This is a genomic window from Micromonospora rosaria, from assembly GCF_001567585.1.
Taxonomy (GTDB): Bacteria; Actinomycetota; Actinomycetes; order Mycobacteriales; family Micromonosporaceae; genus Micromonospora; species Micromonospora rosaria.
The window spans coordinates 24883-42232 of sequence record NZ_LRQV01000051.1; the positions used below are offsets into that span (position 1 = coordinate 24883).

Here is a 17350-nt window from a genome sequence, read left to right on the forward strand (position 1 = left end):
CGCCTCACCTGCCCTTCGAGGGTTGGGGCGGGGCGGGCCGACCGCCCCGGATCTGCGCCAGGATGGCCCGGATGCCGTGCCGCACCCGGGGATTCGTCACCAGGGCGACGGCACCGACGGCGAGCACGCCCAGCGCCACGGCCAGCCCGGGGATCCCCCGCCCGGCGGCCAGCACCCCGACCGCCGCGGCGGCGCCGACCCCGGCGGCCGTGGCCGCCGCCGCCCGCAGCATGGCGCGGTCGGTCAGCGGGTGACCGACCAGCCGTCGGGCGCACGCGGCGGCGATGAGGTTCTCGGTGACGATGCCGGTGCCCCAGGCCACCGCCGCCCCGGTGGCCCCGTACCCAGGAATCAGCAGGAGCCCCAGGGTGACCGTGCCGGTCAGCCCGGCCACCGCGGCGGCCAGGTGCAGCCCGCTGCGCCCGCCCATCAGCAGCAGGCTCTGCACGTTGCCGACGCCGGTGTTGACCAGCATGGCCAGGGCGAGGACGGTCATCGCCGCCGAGCCGGCCGCGAACTCCGGCCCGAAGAGCTGGAGAAAGGCCAGCCCGAAGACGGCCAGCAGCAGGTACACCGGCCAGGACAGCACCAGCCCCCAGGTGGTCAACTGCCGGTGCACGGTGGCCGCCGCCGCCCGCTCCCCCTGGCCGAGCAGACGCGACAGTTGCGGCGAGACGGCCACCCGCAGCCCCTGCATGGCCAACTGCCCGGCCAGCACGTACCGGCCGACCGCGCCGAAGACACCCGCCTGCGCCTGGTCGGCCAGGGCCGAGGTGAGCAGCACCCCCACCCACATGCTGCCGGCGTCGATCGCCGCCGACGCGGCCCGGGGCAGCGCGAAGCCCCAGAAGGCACGCCAGTCCGCCGGCTGCGGGCGCACCTCGACGCCCCGGCCCAGCCCGACCGGCCCGGCGACCAGCGCCAGGCAGGCCAACAGGGCGATGCCCGCCGGCACCAGCCACCCGGCCAGGCCGAGCACCAGCCCGCCGCCGACCAGCGCCGCCGCCCCGACCAGCACCGGCCGGGCGACGGGCAGCAGGAAGAACTGCACCGCCACGTACGCCCGGATCGGGCGGACGCAGCGCAGCGCCGCGAGCAGCAGGGTCATCGCGACCACCACCGGCACCGCGACGAACGCGGCCACCAGCAGGGGGGTCCCGGCGGTACCGGAGCCGTCGAGCAGCCGCCCGGCGAGCGGGCCGGCGGCGAGCACGCCGACCCCGGCGACCAGCAGCGCGACCAGCAGCGGCGGCAACAGTGCCACGGGCAGCAGGCGGGCGGCGTCCCCGGTCCGGCCGATCCGCCGCCGGGGCAGGGCCCACATCAGCCCGGTCTCCGCGCCCAGGGTGCAGATCGCGGTGGCGACGGTGACCACCCCGATCGCCGCGAAGAAGGCGCCCGAGCCGACCGTGCCGTACCCCCGGGTGATCACCACTGCGAGCAGGAAGCCGAACAAGCCGCTGGTGGCCGCCCCGACGAGGCCGGCCGCCCCGCTGCGGGCGCTGCGCCGCGCCTCCGTGGAGCCGTCGACGGGGCCGTCGCCCGACGCGCCGGTGGGGCCGTCGCCCGGGATGGCGGTGACAGCCCCGCCCGGGATGGCGGTGGGGCCGGTCGGGCGGTCCGGCCGGGGCTCGACGGCGGTCACGCGGGCACCGCCGGGGCGCTCGGCAGCCGGCCGGGACCGGCGGCGCGTTCCCGCTCGGTCAGCGCCATCGCGAAGGAGACCACGAAGAACGCCAGCGCCAGGTTCTGGTTGGCCATGCCGTAGAAGGGCACCTGCACCAGGCAGACCACCGGCACCACGGCCAGCCACTGGCCGGCGGCGGAGAGCGCCCGGGAGCAGACCAGGTACGCCACCACGAACCAGCCGAGGAAGCAGAGCAGCGCCGGCACCCCGTGGCTGAACAGCACCATCCACAACTGCCCCTGGGTGCCGATCGGCGCGTCGGCGGAGACGGTGTCCACGTTGACCGGCGCCCCGTACCCCAGCCACGGCGAGTCCGCGATGCGCCGCAGCACCTCCTGGTAGAGCGAGAGCCGGTCGGTGTTGGTGTCGCTGCGTTCCACCCGGTCGCCGATCAGGTCGAAGACGGGGATGAACAGGGTGGCCACCGCGCCGAGGACGGCCACCCCGACGATCGACGCGGCGACCCGCAGGTTGCCGCGCAGGCTGGCCCGGATGCCGAGCACGAGCAGCCCGACGCCGAGGCTGAGGAACATCGCCCGGTTCAGGGTGAGGAAGGCCGGGGCCAGCGACAGCGGCAGCGAGACCAGCAGCACCCAGCGCAGCACCCCGCGCCGCAGCAGCGCGGTCAGCGCCACGATGCAGGGCAGGGTCATCGCGTACGCGCTGCCGAAGTTGTTGGTGTACGCGTACGGCGCGGCCGGCCGGTAGATCGGGGTGAGCGAGCGCGGATTGAACTCGGCGGTGTTGAGGTGGACCATGTCCCGGATGAACGGCGTCCGGGCCAGTCCGCCGGGCAGCAGCGACTCCACCAGCGTGGTCATCTCGAACCGGGGCACCAGCACCCCCAGCCAGCCCAGCACGACCAGGCCGAGCCAGAACGCGGCCAGCGGCATGAGCACCACGATCTGGTCGGCACGTTCCCGGGCGACGGCGTAGACGTAGCACCCGACCACGAGCGCGGTCAGGTAGAACGCCAGCCGCAGGGCGAAGGTCAGCACCGAGGCGGCGCTCTGCAACTGGGTGGCGCTCACCGCCACCAGGGCGAGGAAGAGCAGCCAGATCCCCGCGCCCGGCGGCAACGGCACCCGTCCCCGGGTGACCAGCAGGGTGAGCAGCACCGCCCCGAGCAGCGGCCAGCCGAGGTAGAAGGCCCCGGTCAGCCACCAGACCGGCACCAGACCGAACATCAGCGCCAACGGCCACAGCGGCAGCCGCGGCGGCGCGGACCCCGCCCCGGTGGCTGCCGGCGATCCCGCCGCCACCACCGGCACGGCCCGCGACACCGGTACCGCCGCCGACACGGGTACCGCCGCCGACACGGGTACCGCCGCCGACGCGGACACCGGCACGGGTGCCGACGCCGACACGGGTGCGGGGGCCGGCACGGGTGTGGAGGCTGACACGGGTGCGGGGGCCGGTGCCGGCGGGGCGGGGGCCGCCGGCACCGCCGCCACGGCCCGGGTGGGGGCCGACGCGGGTGCCGGCACGGATGCCGCCGCCCGCACAGGCACCGGTGCAGGTGCCGACGCAGGCACCGAGGCAGCGGCGGACACCGGGGCCGGCGCGGACACCGGGGCCGGCGCGGACACCGGGGCCGGCGTCGGGGTGGAGGCGGAGGCCGGGGTGGAGGCTGACGACGGGGGCGAGGCGGTCGGGTCGGGAACGGGAACCCGGGCGGAGGCCACCGTGGACCCGGGCCGGCGGGCCGGAGCCGGCCCGGTCCCGTCGGGTTTCCGCTCAGGACCGGCGGGGTGCCGCTCAGGACCGGCGACGTTCGGCTCGGGACCGCCGGGGACCGGCTCAGCCATGACCGTTGCGGGTCAGCACGAAGCCCAGCGGGGTGACCCCCGCCGCCCGCAGCCGTTCCACCAGCCGACGCAGGTCGGCCTGCCGGGTCCGGTCCCGTTCGACCACGACCACCGCCGTGCCCTGCCGGGCCAGCGCCACGCCCCGCTCGTCGGACTCGGCCGGCGGCGCGTTGTAGAGCACCAGGGGCTGACCGACGCCCTGCCGGGCGGTGCCGATCCGGACCGTCCCCGAGCCGACCGCGATGTCCTCGGCGTCGACGGTGCGCCCGTACTCGCCGTCGCGTTTCGACGAGACCCGGGGCAGGGTCACCGTCGCCTCCGGGTCGCTGGACGGACGGGCGCCGACCGGGTACGGCGACGGCCGCCGGCCCGCCGCCGGCCCGGTGGTGGGGTTGGCCGCCGGCACCGGGACCGCGCCGGAGGCCCCGGCGACGGGCACCGAACCCGAGGTCGCGGTGCCGCCCGGGCGGGGCTTCGGCACGGTCCCCGGACGACCGAGCGCCACCGGGGAGCGGCCCTGGACGGCCGAGCCGTCGATGGTCGCGCCGGGCCGGTCGAGGGGCAGCCTGGACCGGCCGGCGAGCACCGCGTCCCGCAGCCGCCCGGACCGCCCGCTGTCGTCGGCGACGAAGACCGGACGGCCGTCGGCGGCAAGCGCCACCGCCAGCCCGGCCGTGGTCGTCGTCGGGTCCTCGCGGGCGGTCAGCACCGCCACCCGGGCGGGCGGGCGCACCTGCGCGGCGATGGCCATCGCGACGTACCGCACGTCGGCGTCGACCGGCTGCCCCCGCCCGGGCGGCACCCGGCGGCGGCGTACCGTGCCCAGCAACGGCAACCCGGTCACCTCCCGGCCGTCGGTCACCGAGCGCACCCGCCGGTCCATCGACTCCCAGGCGTACGCCACCACCACGCCGACCAGCGTGCCGCCGAGCAGCCCGGCGACCAGGAAGAGCATCCGGTTGCCGTCCCGGGAGGCCAGGGCCGGCTCGGCGGTCTGGGTCACCCAGCCGGGGTTGACGTCGACCGCGGCGATCTCGCTGCGCGCCGAGTTGAGCTGGCCCAACTGGTTGTTGATCCCGGACAGTTCGCTCACCGTCGCGTCGGAGACCCGGCCCTCGGCGTTGTCGATCCGCCGCTGCAACGCCCGTTGCTGGCTGGTGACGTTGCTGATGTTCTCGTCGTACGCGCGCAGCATCTCGGTGCGCTGCTTCTCGTACATCTCCCGCCGGACGTCCAGGTACGACTGGGCGGCGAGGTTGACCATCTCGACCGCCTCCTCCACCGAGGGGGCCCGGTAGACGAAGCGCAGGATCTGGCCGCCGGTGGGGATCTCCACCTCCAGGGCGTTGCGCACGTCCCGAGGGCTCTGGCCGTTCGCGGTGGCGATCCGTCCCACCACGTCGGTACCGGTGGCGATGCCGCTCTCCACGTTCATGTTCACCGCGCGGTCCGGGCTCGACCCGGTCGGGGTGAAGGCGTCGGTCACCACCGGGCGGACCGCGACCACCGCGTTGGCGGTCACCGCCGAGGGGGCCAGCAGCACGAAGGTGAGCGCGGCGAGCAGACCCGCCGCGGCGATCCCGCCGACCAGGCGGATCCGGTGCAGCGGAATGCGCAGCAGATCGGTGATCGTGACGGTGCGGGCGGGCGGACCCGGCCGCTCGGTCGCCGACCATCCGGCGGGGCTGGGATCAGTCATGGAACTTCTTCACCGTCTGTTGAGGGTTGCCGACCACGACGACCCGGGGCGGCACGTCGGTGCGGACCACCGTAGCCGCTCCCACCACGCTGTCGTCACCGATCCGCACCCCCTTGAGCACCAGCGCGTGCGCGCCGATCCAGACGTTCTCACCGATCACGATCGGCGCCCGGGTCCGGTCGGTGGCCGGCTCGTGCCGCAGCTCCGGCGGAAGGTTGTGGAAGTCGTTGTCGATCAGCTCGCAGTTGGACAGCAGACTCCGGTCACCGATGGTGACCGAGGTCCAGCAGCCGATCCAGGTGGCGTTGAGCAGGCAGTCCGTGCCCACCCGCACCTCGCCCGGCCCGGCGAAGCGGACCAGCTTGTTGACCCGGGTCCGGTCGCCGATGCTCACCCGTACCCCGCGCCGCAGCCGGATCCGGCCCCGGATCTCGACGTCCCGGCCGAGGGTCAACCGGCGGTAGCGCAACCGGTACCAGCCCCGCCGGAACGCGTACACCGCGCGCAGCACCGGGCCGCGGCGGGCACGAGCGACGCCAGTCAACGGGCCCTCCTCGTCGTCACGGGGGCCGGCGACGAGACTCGTCACCGGCCCCCGGTAGTCCAATTTACCGAGTATTCATCACGATCGGTCGATCGCTACTGTACGGAGAAGAACATCGCCGGCTGTGACCAGGTCAGGCCGGCGCTGGCCGGGGCCAGCACGGTCGCCGAGGCACCGGCCACCGCCGGCGTGGCCGTGGGGTCGAACGGCACCGAACGCAGCGAGCCGTCCGTGTGGCCGTACACGATCTTGCCAGCGACCCAGGCCATGCCCCGCACCGCCGACCAGGTGATCCCGGTGGTGGGGACGGCGAACTCGGTGGCGCCGAGGTAGTTGCCGTCGGTCTCGAAGTACCGGTAGTACAGCCCGGACGCCCCGGTCCGGGTGTAGTACAGCCGGCCGTCCAGGAAGAACGCGCCGGTCAGGTTCGCCGGGGTGAACCAGTCGTTGTAGCCGGAGGCCTCCCACGGCACGCCGATCGTGGTGCCGTTGTACAGCGAGATGTCGATCCGGCTGCCGGTGGGCGAGCCGGTGACCTGACGGGACCAGTAGATCCGGTCACCGACCTGCCAGGTCGCCCCGGCCCCGGTCCAGTTCGGCTGGCTGACCGTGGTCGGCGTGCCGAGGGTGGTGCCGTTGAACGGGACCTTGGCCAGCTCCCCGTTGGCGGTCCGCAGGTGCAGGTTGCCGCTGGTGGCGGACTGGGCGTTGCGCGGCGTCGCGGTGCGCCCGCCGGCCAGCGGGAACATGCCGAGCCGGCCGTGGTACTCGTCGCCCATGCCGTCGGAGTTGTGGCCGAAGTAGAGCCCGTCCGTGCCGCGCCAGAGCACCGGCACCGAGGAGCCCCAGTTGCTGGCCCCGGAGGGCAGCGACGAGCCGCCGCTGCGGCGCGGGTTCCAGTTCAGCGGCATCCCGGTGGCCGGGTTGACCGCGCCGATGCCGAGCCGGTCGACCGCTCCGTTGCCGGCGACGTCGCTGGCGTTCGGGTTGTTCAGCCAGCGGAAGTGCCCACCGAGGTAGATCGCCCCGTCGGCCACCTCGACCGAGGTGATGGTGTCGTTGCCGGTGAAGTTGACCCAGGTGGCGAGCTGCCCGGTCCCCCGGGCGGCGGTCTCGAACCGGACCAGCGCGTCGCAGTACGCCGACGGCCAGCCCGACCCGCCGTTGGTGCCGACCACGAACCAGCTGCCGTCCGCGCCGAACCGCACGTCCTGCACGTAGTGCACGAAGGTCGCCGGGTTGCCGCAGGGCGCGACGAACTTCTCCGAGCTCCAGTCGATCACGCTGGGCGTACCGGTCAGGTCGACCAGGCCGATCTGGTTGCGCGGCAGGTCGTTGAGGTACAGGAAGTTGCCGCCGACGACCAGGGTGCTGCCGTCCGCCGACACGTCGATCGTCCACACGTACGAGTTGGTCTCGTGCCGGCCCACCGAGGCGTTGACGTTGAAGGTCGGGTCGATCGCGCCGGTGGTGGCGTTGAGCCGGGCCAGGCCGGCGTGCGCGGTGCCGTTGAGCCAGTTGAAGGCCCCGGCGACGTAGAGGTGGTTGCCGTGCAGGACCAGGTCGCGCACGTTGCCCCCGTCGGAGCGGCCGACCCAGGAGTCGACGATGGCACCGGTGACCGGGTCGAGGGCGACCAGGTTCCGCCGGGCCACCCCGTTGACGGTCTTGAACGCGCCGCCGACGATCACGGTGCCGCCCGGCCCGGCGATCAGCGCGTTGACCGCGCCGTCGAGCACCGGCAGGAAGGTCGTCGACACGGCCCCGGTGGTGCGGTCGTAGGCGAACAGGTACCGCTGGGTGGCCCAGCCGGCGGTGACGGTGGGCCGGATCTGGGTGAAGCTGCCGCCCACGTACACCGTGTTGCCGACCTGCGCGAAGGCGCGGGTCTCACCGTCGCGGGCGTGCGGGGTGGTGTCGGCCGGGTTGGTCGAGACCAGGGTGGCCGGTGCGGGGACCGGGACCACGGCGGCGGAGGCGGCACCGGGCACGGACAGCACCGTGAGACCGACCACCGTCGCGAGCAGCGCCGCGCGGAGGCGGAGGGAACCGGCGGTACGCCGGTAGAGCGAGGGAACGGGCACGCTTTGCTCCATCGGGGGGAGAACAAGAACCTGCGTAGCGTCCCTCGTGGGGGGCGAAAAGGGAAATCCGCCGATTGGGCGGTCGGTGAATCGAGTTACCGACACCGGGGCGGTCGGTCCGGTCCGGACCGACCGCCCCGGGTGGACACCAGGTCAGCCCGGCGTGCCCAGCCCCGTCGGCTGCCGCAGGTAGCTGTCGCGGCCGGCGGCGGCGAAGCCGGCGAGCGCGGCGGCGTCGTGGTTCATGGTCATGTCGCAGGTGCTCGTCTTGCGGGTCATCCCCGGCGAGTTGAAGTAGATCGCCGCCTTGATCTTCGGGTGCGCCTTCAACGCCGCCGGGAACTGCTCGAACCAGCGACGCTTGGCGGCCGGGTCGTCCGGGTGCAGGTTGGTGCCGAACTCGGCGAGCATCCGTGGCTTGCCCGCCCCGATGCCGTTCTCGTCCAGCCAGCGGTAGAAGCCGCCGACCGTGTCGTGCGGGCTCTTCCACACCGTACTGCCGTTGCAGACGTGAAAGTTGTACGGGTCGTAGCCCACCCAGTCCACGTACCGGTCACCCGGGTAGAGGCCGGCGTACCGGTGGTGGTGGCCGGACCAGCCCATCATCACCCAGACCCAGACCGCGTTGTCCGCCCCGGCCCGCTCGAACCGGTCGTGCACGTACCGCCAGGCGCGGACGAAGTCGGCGTCGCTGCCCTTGGCCGGCTCGTCCTCCGGCTCGTGGTCGAAGCCCATGAAGACCGGGGAGCCGATCGCCCTGATCCGGCCGGCGACCGCGTCGATGGTCGCGTCGTGCCGGCCACTGTAGACGTCCGCCCAGGTCAGCACGGTGCCGGTGGAGAAGACCCGGGACTCCCAGGCGAAGAAGGGAATCCGCCCCTGGCGCATCTGCTCCTGCTGGTACGCGTCGGGGAAGGCGCCGTTGCTGCCGGAGTTGGAGAAGTCGTGGTACCGGTGCACGACGTCGAACCTCCGCCCGACCTGCGCCTCCACGTCGGCGACCGACTGGCCGTGGTCCCACCCGTTGCCGGCGGAGGCCGGCGAGTACATCCCCCACCAGGCGCCGCAGGAGGGCACCAGGATCGGCGACACCGTCCCGCACCGGCCGGAGCCGCTGGCCGGCGGCGTCGTCGGGTCGGGGGCGGGGGTGGTGGCGGTGGGGCGGGTCGGGCTCGGGGTGGCCGGGGGCTCCGTGCGGGGCGTCGCGCTCGGGGTGGGCGGCGCGGCCGGCGCGGAGGTGGGTGGCAGCACGGAGGCCGTCGGGCTCGCCCCGGTGCCGACGTCGTAACTCAGCACCAGGCGCGGGTGCAGGCCCGGGTCGCGGTTCTCCCGCGACGCCCAGTAGATCCGGGTGTCCAGCCCGGTCTGCGCCAACGCGACCGTGACGGTGCCGTTGCCGCGCACCAGGCCCGAGACGTCCCACTCGTTGAAGCCCTTGGTCACCGTCGACACCGAGTCGAGCACGTCGCCCAGCTCCACCGGCGCCGGGCGCGGCTGGCCGGCGTCCACGGTGGAGGCGTACGCGGTGACCGCGGCGGCGGCGTCGCGCCAGGTGTGCACCCGCAGCGTCGCCCGGATGTTGACGGCGGTGGCCGGCAGGTCGGTCACCGCGAACCGGATGACCGCGTCCCGGGTGCCGCGCGGGTTCCCGTCGCAGGGCGCCGGGCAGGTGGCCAGCGTCGTCTTCGCGCCGTTGTCACCGTCCTGCGGCACCGTCGTGGCGGTGGTGTCGGCGACCGCCACCAGCGCGGCGTCGTCGTCGGCCAGCAACGGCATCATGGTGGCCACGAGGCCGGCCACCACGCCGACACTGAGGACACCGAGGATGGCGGCCCTGCGCCGGGACCCGGTGTACCGGGTGAGGCGGTGAACTCCACGCCTGGTCACGAGCACACTCCCTGTGTCGACTGTGGTACGGGATGCAGCGTAGCCACGACCGGCACCGGACTTCGACAGCACAGCGCCGCGTCAGCGCGTCTTAACCCGCAGCTAAGGATTGCCGGCTAGTGGGACGCGCGGGCGGCGACGAGGGCGGCGCGCATCGCCGCCACCGGCGCGGTGACCCCGGTGAACTGCGCGAACTGGCCGACCGCCTGGGCGAGGAGCAGGTCCAGCCCGGAGACGATCCGGCACCCGGCCGCCTGGGCGGCGGCGGCGAGCGGGGTGGGCCAGGGGTCGTAGAGCGCGTCGAAGACCACCGCCCCCGGCCGCCAGCGCAGCCCCCCGACGATCGGGTCGGCGACCCCCTTCGGCACCGTGGAGACCAGCACGTCCACGTCGGCGTGACCGCCGGCCGCCGCCCACGGGGCGCCGGTCAGGGCGAGGCCGAGCGTGGCGGCGACCGGACGGAGGTCGTCGACGGCCGCCGCGCGGCGGGCCACCACGGTCACCGAGGCCGCGCCGAGGCGGGCCGCCGCGGCCAGCGCCGCCCGCGCGGTGCCACCGGCGCCGAGCACGGTCACCGTGGCGCCCGCGCCCACCCCGGCCGCGCCGAGCACCTCGACCATGCCGGTCACGTCGGTGTTGTCCGCGTACCAGGAGCCGTCCGGGCGGTGCACCAGCGTGTTGGCCGCGCCGACGGCGGCGGCGAGCGGGGAGACCTCGTCGGCCACCGCCAGCGCCGCCTCCTTGCCGGGCATGGTCACCGACAGCCCGGCCCACTCCGGGCCGAGGCCGGCGACCAGGCCGGCGACCTCGGACTCCGCGCACTCGATCCGGGTGTACGACCAGCCGGTCAGCCCGGCGGCGGCGTACCCGGCCTGGTGGATCACCGGGGAGAGGGAGTGCGCGATCGGCTTGCCGATCACCGCCGCCCGTCGTGCAGTTCGGGGCTCAGCCACCGACAGTTCTCCACATGACCCAAGGCTACGCCGACGCCGACGCCGACAGCCGCGCCACCCGGCCGCAACCGGCCACCAGAATCTCACCACCATGACAGATTGTGCTTGCACCAATACCTATGGTTACATCGATGCGTCATGTCGATCAACACAGGGAGTAGGCATGCGGTTTCGGAAACTGACCGCCTCGGCCGCCGTCGGCGCTCTCGCCGCGCTGTCACTGGCCGTCGCACCGGCAAGTGCTAGCACGCTCAACGCCGGAGCGACCCCTCAAGCGGGCAACTCGGCGGTGAAGATCCGGACCGGAGCGGGCACCAGCTACACCGCCGTCGCACAGATCAACGAGGGCCAGTGGGTGAGCTGCTGGTACCCGGTCACGGCCGACTGCAACTCCGCCAGCACGGGCGTCACCACCGGCAGCTCGTACACCTGCAACGGCACGACCAGCAACAGGTGGCTGAAGGTCGGCCACAACCGCACCCTGCGGTACGTCGCCCTCGGCTGCGTGCGGATCTCCCAGATCCCGCCAGGCGCGCCGGTGGTCGGCTGAGCCACAGCGACCGGGCGGGGTGAAGGTCGTGACCTTCACCCCGCCCGCCACTGCCATCCCTGCACAGGGTGGACCTAGATGATCCCGGCCTCGCGGGCCTTGGCCTCGTTGCGCAGATGGCCCTCGTAGGTGTCGGCGAAGGCCGAGTTGCCGTCCCGGTCGACGGCGACGAAGTAGAGCCAGTTGCCCGTCGGGGGGTCCATCGCCCCTTCCAGCGCTTCCTTGCCCGGGTTGTTGATCGGCGTCGGCACCAGTCCCTTGAGCTTGCGGCTGTACGGGTTCTTGGTGTCGAGGAGCTCGTCCCTCGTCATCTCCGCGGACGTCTTGGTCTTCTGACCGGTCAACTCCAGGTAGTAGTTGACCGTGACGTCCATCTCCAGGCAGTTACAGGGAAAGTCCCCGTAGACCCGGTTGTACGCCACCCGGGCGACCTTGCCGAGGTCGGCCTTCGTGCCCGCCTCCGCCTGGGCCAGCGACGCGACGATCAGCGCCTCGTACGGGGTGATGCCGCCACGCTCCTTCTGCACCCGGTCGGCGAACTCCATCTCCCCGGTGACGGTGAGGAAGCGCTCGACCATGGTCTGCAGGATGGTCTCGGCGGTGGCGTTCGGCGGCAGCTCGTAGGTGTCGGGGAAGAGGAAGCCTTCGGCCGACTTGGTGACCTTCTTGCCGTCGCTGCGGGTGATCCACCAGTCCGGCACGCCCAGGGCCTCCGGGTCCTTCGCCGCCGCCTCGAAGTCCTTGACCGGGATCTTGGTGTACTCGGAGAGCAGCTTGAAGATGCCCTTGGCGGTCCGGCCCTCGGGGATGGTGACCCCGTTGACGATCTTGTTCTTCAGGTCGAGCAGGGCGGTGACCGCGCTCTCCCCGCTCATCTCCTTGCGGACCTTGTACACCCCGGGCTGGATGTTCTTGGCCAGGGCGTTCGCGTCCGCCGCGTTGATGAAGGCCTTCGGGCTCTTCACCACCCCGGCGCCGTGCAGGGCGGTGGCCATGTCGGCGATCAGCGCGCCCTGCTTGATCTCGACGGTCACCTCGCCGGTGCCCGCGCCGTCGTAGTCGGGTGTGGTGAAGTAGTTCTGGACCCGGTCGAAACCGTAGAACGCGCCGCCGCCGATGCCGCCGAGCAGCACCAGGGCCATCAGCAGGGCGAAGGCCGTCTTGCCCCGGCCGCCCGACCGCTTCTTGCCCTTGCGTCTCTCGACGAAGCCGCGCCGGTGCCGGCCCTTCTCCCCTCGCTCCTGTTCGTCGAACCCGAGGTCCAGATCGTCGATCATTACGTCCGCCTCCGCTGCGCGTCCAGCCAGCTCTGCAGAATCTCGACCGCGGCGGCCTGGTCGACCACCGCACGTTGGCGCTTCCCCCGGACGCCCCGCTCGGACAGCCTACGAGACGCGACCACGGTCGACATCCTCTCGTCGCTCAGCGCCACCGGTACGGGGGCTATCACATCAGCCAACCGTTGAGCGTACGCCTTCGCGTGGATCGCCGCGGGCCCGTGCCGGCCGGCCAGGTTCACCGGCAGTCCGACCACCACCTCCACCGCCTCGAACTCGCTGACCAGGCGGGACAGCTCCGCCATGTCGGCCGGCACCGCCTCGGGCGCGGCGGCGAGGTCCCGGGCGAGGGTGGCGACCGGGGTGGCCAGCACCCCGTGCGGGTCGGAACGGGCCACCCCGACACGCACCTGCCCGACGTCCACGCCCAGTCGCACCCCGGTCACTCCACGACTCCCCGGTCATGCGTCGACCCGGGCTGGTCCGGTGAGACTCCACCGGAGCGGCCCGGGTCGACGGCAGTGGCACACATCACGTGTCGGCGATGGTCTTCTCGACGGTGAGCAGCAGGTTCGGCGCCTCGGCGGCCGGCAGGCCACCGCCCTGGGCCAGGTCGGGGCTGCCCCCACCCCGGCCGGAGAAGGCCGCCTTGACCAGGTCGTTCGCCGCCAGGCCCCGGGAGCGGGCCGCGCCGTTCACAGCCACCACCAGGGAGGCCTTGCCATTGGCGCGGGCCGCCACGGCGACCACCGCCGGCCGGGCCGGGTCGATCTTGCCCCGGATCTCCTGGGCCAGGGTCCGCACGTCGTTGCCGGCCGCCCCCTCGGGCGCCTCGGTGCCGACGTACGCCACGCCCCGCACGTCCTTCGCCTGCCCGGCGAGGGCCCCCGCGCCGCCGAGCACGAGCTGGGCCCGCAGCTTCTCCAGCTCCTTCTCCGCGTCGCGGAGCTGGGTGACGGTCTGCTCGACCCGGTCGGCGACCTGCTCGCCGGGCACCCGGAACAGCTCGGCCAGCCGGGCCACCAGCAGGTGCTCGCGGGCCAGGAAGCCGAAGGCGTCCATGCCGACCAGCGCCTCGATCCGGCGGACGCCGGAGCCGACCGACGCCTCCGAGAGGATCTTCACCAGGCCGAGCTGGGCGGAGCGGGCCACGTGGGTGCCGCCGCACAGCTCCCGGGCGTAGTCGCCGACCTCGACGACCCGGACCCGCTCGCCGTACTTCTCCCCGAACAGCGCCATCGCGCCGATCCGCCGCGCCTCCTCCTGGCTGGTGACGAAGGCGTGCACCTCCAGGTCGGCCAGGAGCACCTCGTTGACCTGCTGCTCCACGTCGTGCAGCACGCTCGGCGCCACCCCGGTCGGGGTGTTGAAGTCGAACCGCAGCCGACCCGGGGCGTTCAGCGAACCCGCCTGGGTGGCCGACTCGCCGAGGAAGTTGCGCATGGTCTGGTGCACCAGGTGGGTCGCGGTGTGCGAGCGGGAGATCGCCCGCCGCCGGGTCACGTCGATCTCGGCGTACCCGGACTCCCCGGCGCGCACCTCGCCCCGGACCACCCGGGCCCGGTGCACGATCAGCCCCGGCACCGGCTGCTGCACGTCGAAGACCTCGACCTGACCGCCGCCGACGGTGATCAGCCCCTGGTCGGGCTGCTGCCCGCCGCCCTCGGCGTAGAAGGGGGTGGTGTCGAGCACCAGCTCGACCGTCTCCCCCTCGCCCGCCGCGGCGACCTCGCCGCCGCCGGCCAGCAGCGCCCGGACCCGGGACTCCCGGGTCAGCTCGGTGTAGCCGGTGAACTCCACCGCGCCGCCCGCGTCCAGCACGCCCCGGTACGCCGACAGGTCGGTGTGCCCGGTCTTGCGGGCCGCCGCGTCGGCCTTCGCCCGCGCCCGCTGGTCGGCCATGAGCCGGCGGAAACCCTCGGCGTCGACCTGGAGCCCCTGCTCGGCGGCGATCTCCAGGGTCAGGTCGATCGGGAACCCGTACGTGTCGTGCAACTGGAACGCCTTGTCCCCGGAGAGCGCCGGCTTCCCCGCCGACTTCGTCTCCGTGATCGCGGTGTCCAGGATCGTGGTGCCCGCCCGCAGGGTCGCCAGGAAGGCGTCCTCCTCCGCGTACGCGTACTGCGAGATCCGGTCGAACTCCGCCGCCACCTCCGGGTACGACGGCGACATGCAGTCGCGCGCCACCGGCAGCAGCTCCGGCAGCGCCCGCTCCTGCCAGCCCAGCAGCCGCATCGCCCGGACCGCCCGCCGCATGATCCGCCGCAGCACGTACCCGCGACCCTCGTTGCTCGGGGTCACCCCGTCGGCGATCAGCATCAGCGAGGTCCGCACGTGGTCGGCGATCACCCGCAGCCGCACGTCGTCGGGGTGCGATTCGGCGGCCACGGTGCCGGAGTGCGCCCCGTACCGCTTCCCGGTCAGCTCCGCCGCCCGCGCCAGGATCGGCCGGACCTCGTCGATCTCGTACAGGTTGTCGACGCCCTGGAGGATGGAGGCGATCCGCTCCAGGCCCATCCCCGTGTCGATGTTCTTCTTCGGCAGGTCACCGACGATCCGGAAGGTCTCCTTGTCGACCACGTCGGTGATCTCGTGTTGCATGAAGACCAGGTTCCAGTACTCCAGGAACCGGTCCTCGTCGACCTCCGGCCCCCCGTCGCGACCGTACGCCGGGCCCCGGTCGTAGTACAGCTCCGAGCAGGGCCCCCCCGGGCCGGGGATGCCCATCGACCAGTAGTTGTCCTTCTTGCCCCGGCGCACGATCCGCTCCGCCGGCACCCCGGTGTCCCGCCAGATCTGGTACGCCTCGTCGTCGTCGAGGTAGACCGTCGCCCAGATCCGCTCCGGGTCCAGCCCGAAACCGCCCTCGGCGACCGACTTCGTGGACAACTCCCAGGCGAGGGGGATCGCCCCCTCCTTGAAGTAGTCGCCGAAGGAGAAGTTCCCGTTCATCTGGAAGAACGTGCCGTGCCGACTGGTCTTGCCGACCTCGTCGATGTCCGGCGTCCGGATGCACTTCTGCACGCTCGCCGCCCGGGGCCACGGCGGGGTCTGCTGCCCGAGGAAGTAGGGCACGAACTGCACCATGCCGGCGTTGATGAACAACAGGTTCGGATCGCTGATGGCGGGCAGCGGAGCGGACGGGACCACAGCGTGCCCCTTCGCCTCGAAGTGCGCGAGGTACCGCCGCTTGATCTCCGCCGTCTTCATCGCTGGTACTCCTCGGGAAAAATCTCTCGGTCCCCGATCCGCGGGTCCTCCCGCAGCTCGGCGAACTGGTCGTCGAACGCCTCGCCCCGGGCGAACGCCGCGTGGATCTCCTGCTCGCGTTCGGCCATCCCGATGCGGACGTCCTCCACGAAGCTACGCAGCGACTCGACCAGGCTGCCAGCGGATTCGGACAGCCCGCCGGCGATGCCCGCCGGAGTGTACGCCTGCGCGGTGCGGGTCGCCTTGCGCACCACCACCACGCCCACGGCCAGGCCGATACCCAGCCAGAACAGTCGCCTCATGCTCCCAATCCTCCCGCGCCCGACCGGCCTGGGCTCAGCCGTTGCCGCGCTTGGCGGCCCGGCGCTGCTGCTTGATGCTGTCGCGGACCTCACGCTCGGTCTCGGCGTGCCGGCGGGCGGCAGCGGCCCGGCGGACCCCGTACCCGAAGGCGGCCACCTTGACCAGCGGGTTCGCCGCGGCGGCGGAGACCACGGTGGCCAGGTTCGCCACGTTCGCGGTGACGTTCTGCGCGTGGCTGGTCATCGTGTCGACCTTGGCCAGTTGCAGGTTCACCCCGTCCAGCGAGGTCTGCACCTGCTCCAGCGCGGTGTTGACGTTGCGCACGGTCTGGTTGACGTCGCCCAGCAGCGGCGTGGTCCGCTCGTTGAGGTCAGTGATCATCCGGGTCGTGGCGTCCACGGTGTGCCGCAGCCGCAGGATCGGCACCGCCAGCACGAGCACCAGCATCAGGAACGCGCCGGCCGCGATCAGGGCAGCGATCTGTCCACCATCCACGCATGTCCTCCTCAAGCAGATTCGTCGAGCCGCGCCGTCCACGCCGGGCCCACGGCCGGCACGCCCACCGGCGTCGGCCACGGCCGTGCGGGCCCCACGGGGCCGGCGGAACACCCGTCCCACCAGCCCCAGACCCTACCGTCAGTGATGAATGCCCGCTCACGACGGTGAGGGGGTCAACTCCCCGAGGGGGTCCTCGGTCAACGTGGGGAACGGGTCCTCACCGGTCAGTGACGGGTCGGTGCTCGGCTGCGGTCGCGTCCGGTCGTCGTCGATGGCGTTACGCACCTTCAACGACACCGAGGCCCCGGTGCACTCCGCCGGCAATTCCTCACCCGGCGCCGGGGACGGCACGATCGCGGGCTCGCCGTCGGCTCCCGGGGGCGGGACGCAGGTCGGCTCCCGTACCCACAGGTCGAGCGTGAGCTCGTCGCGCCGCCAGCAGGTGTACGAGCCCTTCTCCTCCTGCTCCGGGCACCGTTCCACCTGCCACCGCCGCCAGCCGTCGCGGACCAGCGCCTGCTCGTACACCCGGGCGGTCTCCTCCGGCGGGCGCTCCGACTCCACGGTGCGTTCCCGCAGCCGGCAGTCGAGCAGGCACCAGCGGCTACCGCTGACGTCGTCCTGCGTCTCCACCGCCGCCCAGGCGGGCACCTCGAGCGCGTCGAGGGTGTCGAAGACCGGGTCGTTGCTGAGCGTACGGATACCGAAGTAGAGCGGCAGCGCACCGAGCAGCACCACGATCACCGTACCGAGCAGGACCAGCCGCAGCCGACGCCGTTCGCGGAGCCGACGCCGCAGGTCGGAGCGGGCGCCACCGCCGGCACCCGCCGGCTCGGCGTCGTCCGGGCCG

14 protein-coding genes are annotated in these 17350 nt (G+C 73.2%); 1 reads left to right on the forward strand and 13 read right to left on the reverse strand.

Going from position 1 to position 17350, the window contains the following annotated elements; genetic code table 11:
* Positions 1-4 precede the first annotated feature (4 nt).
* The 7 genes from AWW66_RS15625 to AWW66_RS15655 all read right to left on the reverse strand — a co-directional run bounded on the left by AWW66_RS15625 (position 5) and on the right by AWW66_RS15655 (position 10662).
* Positions 5-1597 (reverse strand): lipopolysaccharide biosynthesis protein, encoded by a 1593-nt coding sequence (locus AWW66_RS15625; RefSeq protein ID WP_067366305.1) that lies wholly within the window; start codon positions 1595-1597, stop codon positions 5-7.
* Between the two features lie 44 nt (positions 1598-1641).
* Positions 1642-2958: an O-antigen ligase family protein gene (locus AWW66_RS15630; protein WP_067366308.1), complete on the reverse strand. Its 1317-nt coding sequence runs from the start codon at positions 2956-2958 to the stop codon at positions 1642-1644.
* 529 nt (positions 2959-3487) lie between these two features.
* Positions 3488-5194 carry a lipopolysaccharide biosynthesis protein gene (locus tag AWW66_RS15635; RefSeq protein ID WP_067366271.1) on the reverse strand — a complete coding sequence of 569 codons (1707 nt, stop codon included), beginning with the start codon at positions 5192-5194 and terminating at the stop codon, positions 3488-3490.
* Positions 5187-5693 carry an acyltransferase gene (locus AWW66_RS15640; RefSeq protein ID WP_157527489.1) on the reverse strand — a complete coding sequence of 169 codons (507 nt, stop codon included), beginning with the start codon at positions 5691-5693 and terminating at the stop codon, positions 5187-5189. Before AWW66_RS15640 ends, AWW66_RS15635 begins: the two co-directional genes overlap by 8 nt.
* Before the next feature lie 140 nt (positions 5694-5833).
* Complete coding sequence (locus tag AWW66_RS15645; RefSeq protein WP_245648331.1) at positions 5834-7765, reverse strand: hypothetical protein; 1932 nt, start codon at positions 7763-7765, stop codon at positions 5834-5836.
* Positions 7766-7975: 210 nt separating this feature from the next.
* A complete protein-coding gene (locus AWW66_RS15650; protein ID WP_067366314.1) occupies positions 7976-9709 on the reverse strand; it encodes a glycosyl hydrolase in 1734 nt (577 codons plus the stop codon).
* Between the two features lie 116 nt (positions 9710-9825).
* Positions 9826-10662, reverse strand: a complete 837-nt coding sequence (locus AWW66_RS15655) for a shikimate dehydrogenase (RefSeq protein WP_067366276.1) — start codon at positions 10660-10662, stop codon at positions 9826-9828.
* A gap of 163 nt (positions 10663-10825) precedes the next feature.
* On the opposite strand from AWW66_RS15655, the gene AWW66_RS15660 reads away from it, so the two are divergent.
* Entirely contained in the window at positions 10826-11212 is a 387-nt protein-coding gene (locus tag AWW66_RS15660) for a hypothetical protein (RefSeq protein ID WP_157527487.1), read from the forward strand.
* Between the two features lie 74 nt (positions 11213-11286).
* On the opposite strand, the gene mltG is transcribed toward AWW66_RS15660, so the two are convergent.
* The 6 genes from mltG to AWW66_RS15690 all read right to left on the reverse strand — a co-directional run bounded on the left by mltG (position 11287) and on the right by AWW66_RS15690 (position 17298).
* Positions 11287-12489: an endolytic transglycosylase MltG gene (gene mltG, locus AWW66_RS15665; protein ID WP_067366281.1), complete on the reverse strand. Its 1203-nt coding sequence runs from the start codon at positions 12487-12489 to the stop codon at positions 11287-11289.
* Entirely contained in the window at positions 12489-12935 is a 447-nt protein-coding gene (gene ruvX / locus AWW66_RS15670; RefSeq protein WP_067366284.1) for a Holliday junction resolvase RuvX, read from the reverse strand. Before ruvX ends, mltG begins: the two co-directional genes overlap by 1 nt.
* Before the next feature lie 85 nt (positions 12936-13020).
* Positions 13021-15699: an alanine--tRNA ligase gene (gene alaS, locus AWW66_RS15675; RefSeq protein ID WP_067366287.1), complete on the reverse strand. Its 2679-nt coding sequence runs from the start codon at positions 15697-15699 to the stop codon at positions 13021-13023.
* Positions 15696-16001 (reverse strand): hypothetical protein, encoded by a 306-nt coding sequence (locus tag AWW66_RS15680; RefSeq protein ID WP_067366290.1) that lies wholly within the window; start codon positions 15999-16001, stop codon positions 15696-15698. Before AWW66_RS15680 ends, alaS begins: the two co-directional genes overlap by 4 nt.
* Before the next feature lie 34 nt (positions 16002-16035).
* A complete protein-coding gene (locus AWW66_RS15685) occupies positions 16036-16497 on the reverse strand; it encodes a DUF948 domain-containing protein (RefSeq protein ID WP_067366293.1) in 462 nt (153 codons plus the stop codon).
* Between the two features lie 159 nt (positions 16498-16656).
* A complete protein-coding gene (locus AWW66_RS15690) occupies positions 16657-17298 on the reverse strand; it encodes a hypothetical protein (RefSeq protein WP_067366317.1) in 642 nt (213 codons plus the stop codon).
* Positions 17299-17350: the final 52 nt, after the last annotated feature.

Excerpts from the sequence above, each read along its gene's own strand:
- AWW66_RS15680 (WP_067366290.1), bottom strand. The coding sequence starts at position 16,001 with ATGAGGCGACTGTTCTGGCTGGGTATCGGCCTGGCCGTGGGCGTGGTG.
- AWW66_RS15635 (WP_067366271.1), bottom strand. The coding sequence starts at position 5,194 with ATGACTGATCCCAGCCCCGCCGGATGGTCGGCGACCGAGCGGCCGGGT.
- AWW66_RS15660 (WP_157527487.1), top strand. The coding sequence starts at position 10,826 with ATGCGGTTTCGGAAACTGACCGCCTCGGCCGCCGTCGGCGCTCTCGCC.
- alaS (WP_067366287.1), bottom strand. The coding sequence starts at position 15,699 with ATGAAGACGGCGGAGATCAAGCGGCGGTACCTCGCGCACTTCGAGGCG.
- mltG (WP_067366281.1), bottom strand. The coding sequence starts at position 12,489 with ATGATCGACGATCTGGACCTCGGGTTCGACGAACAGGAGCGAGGGGAG.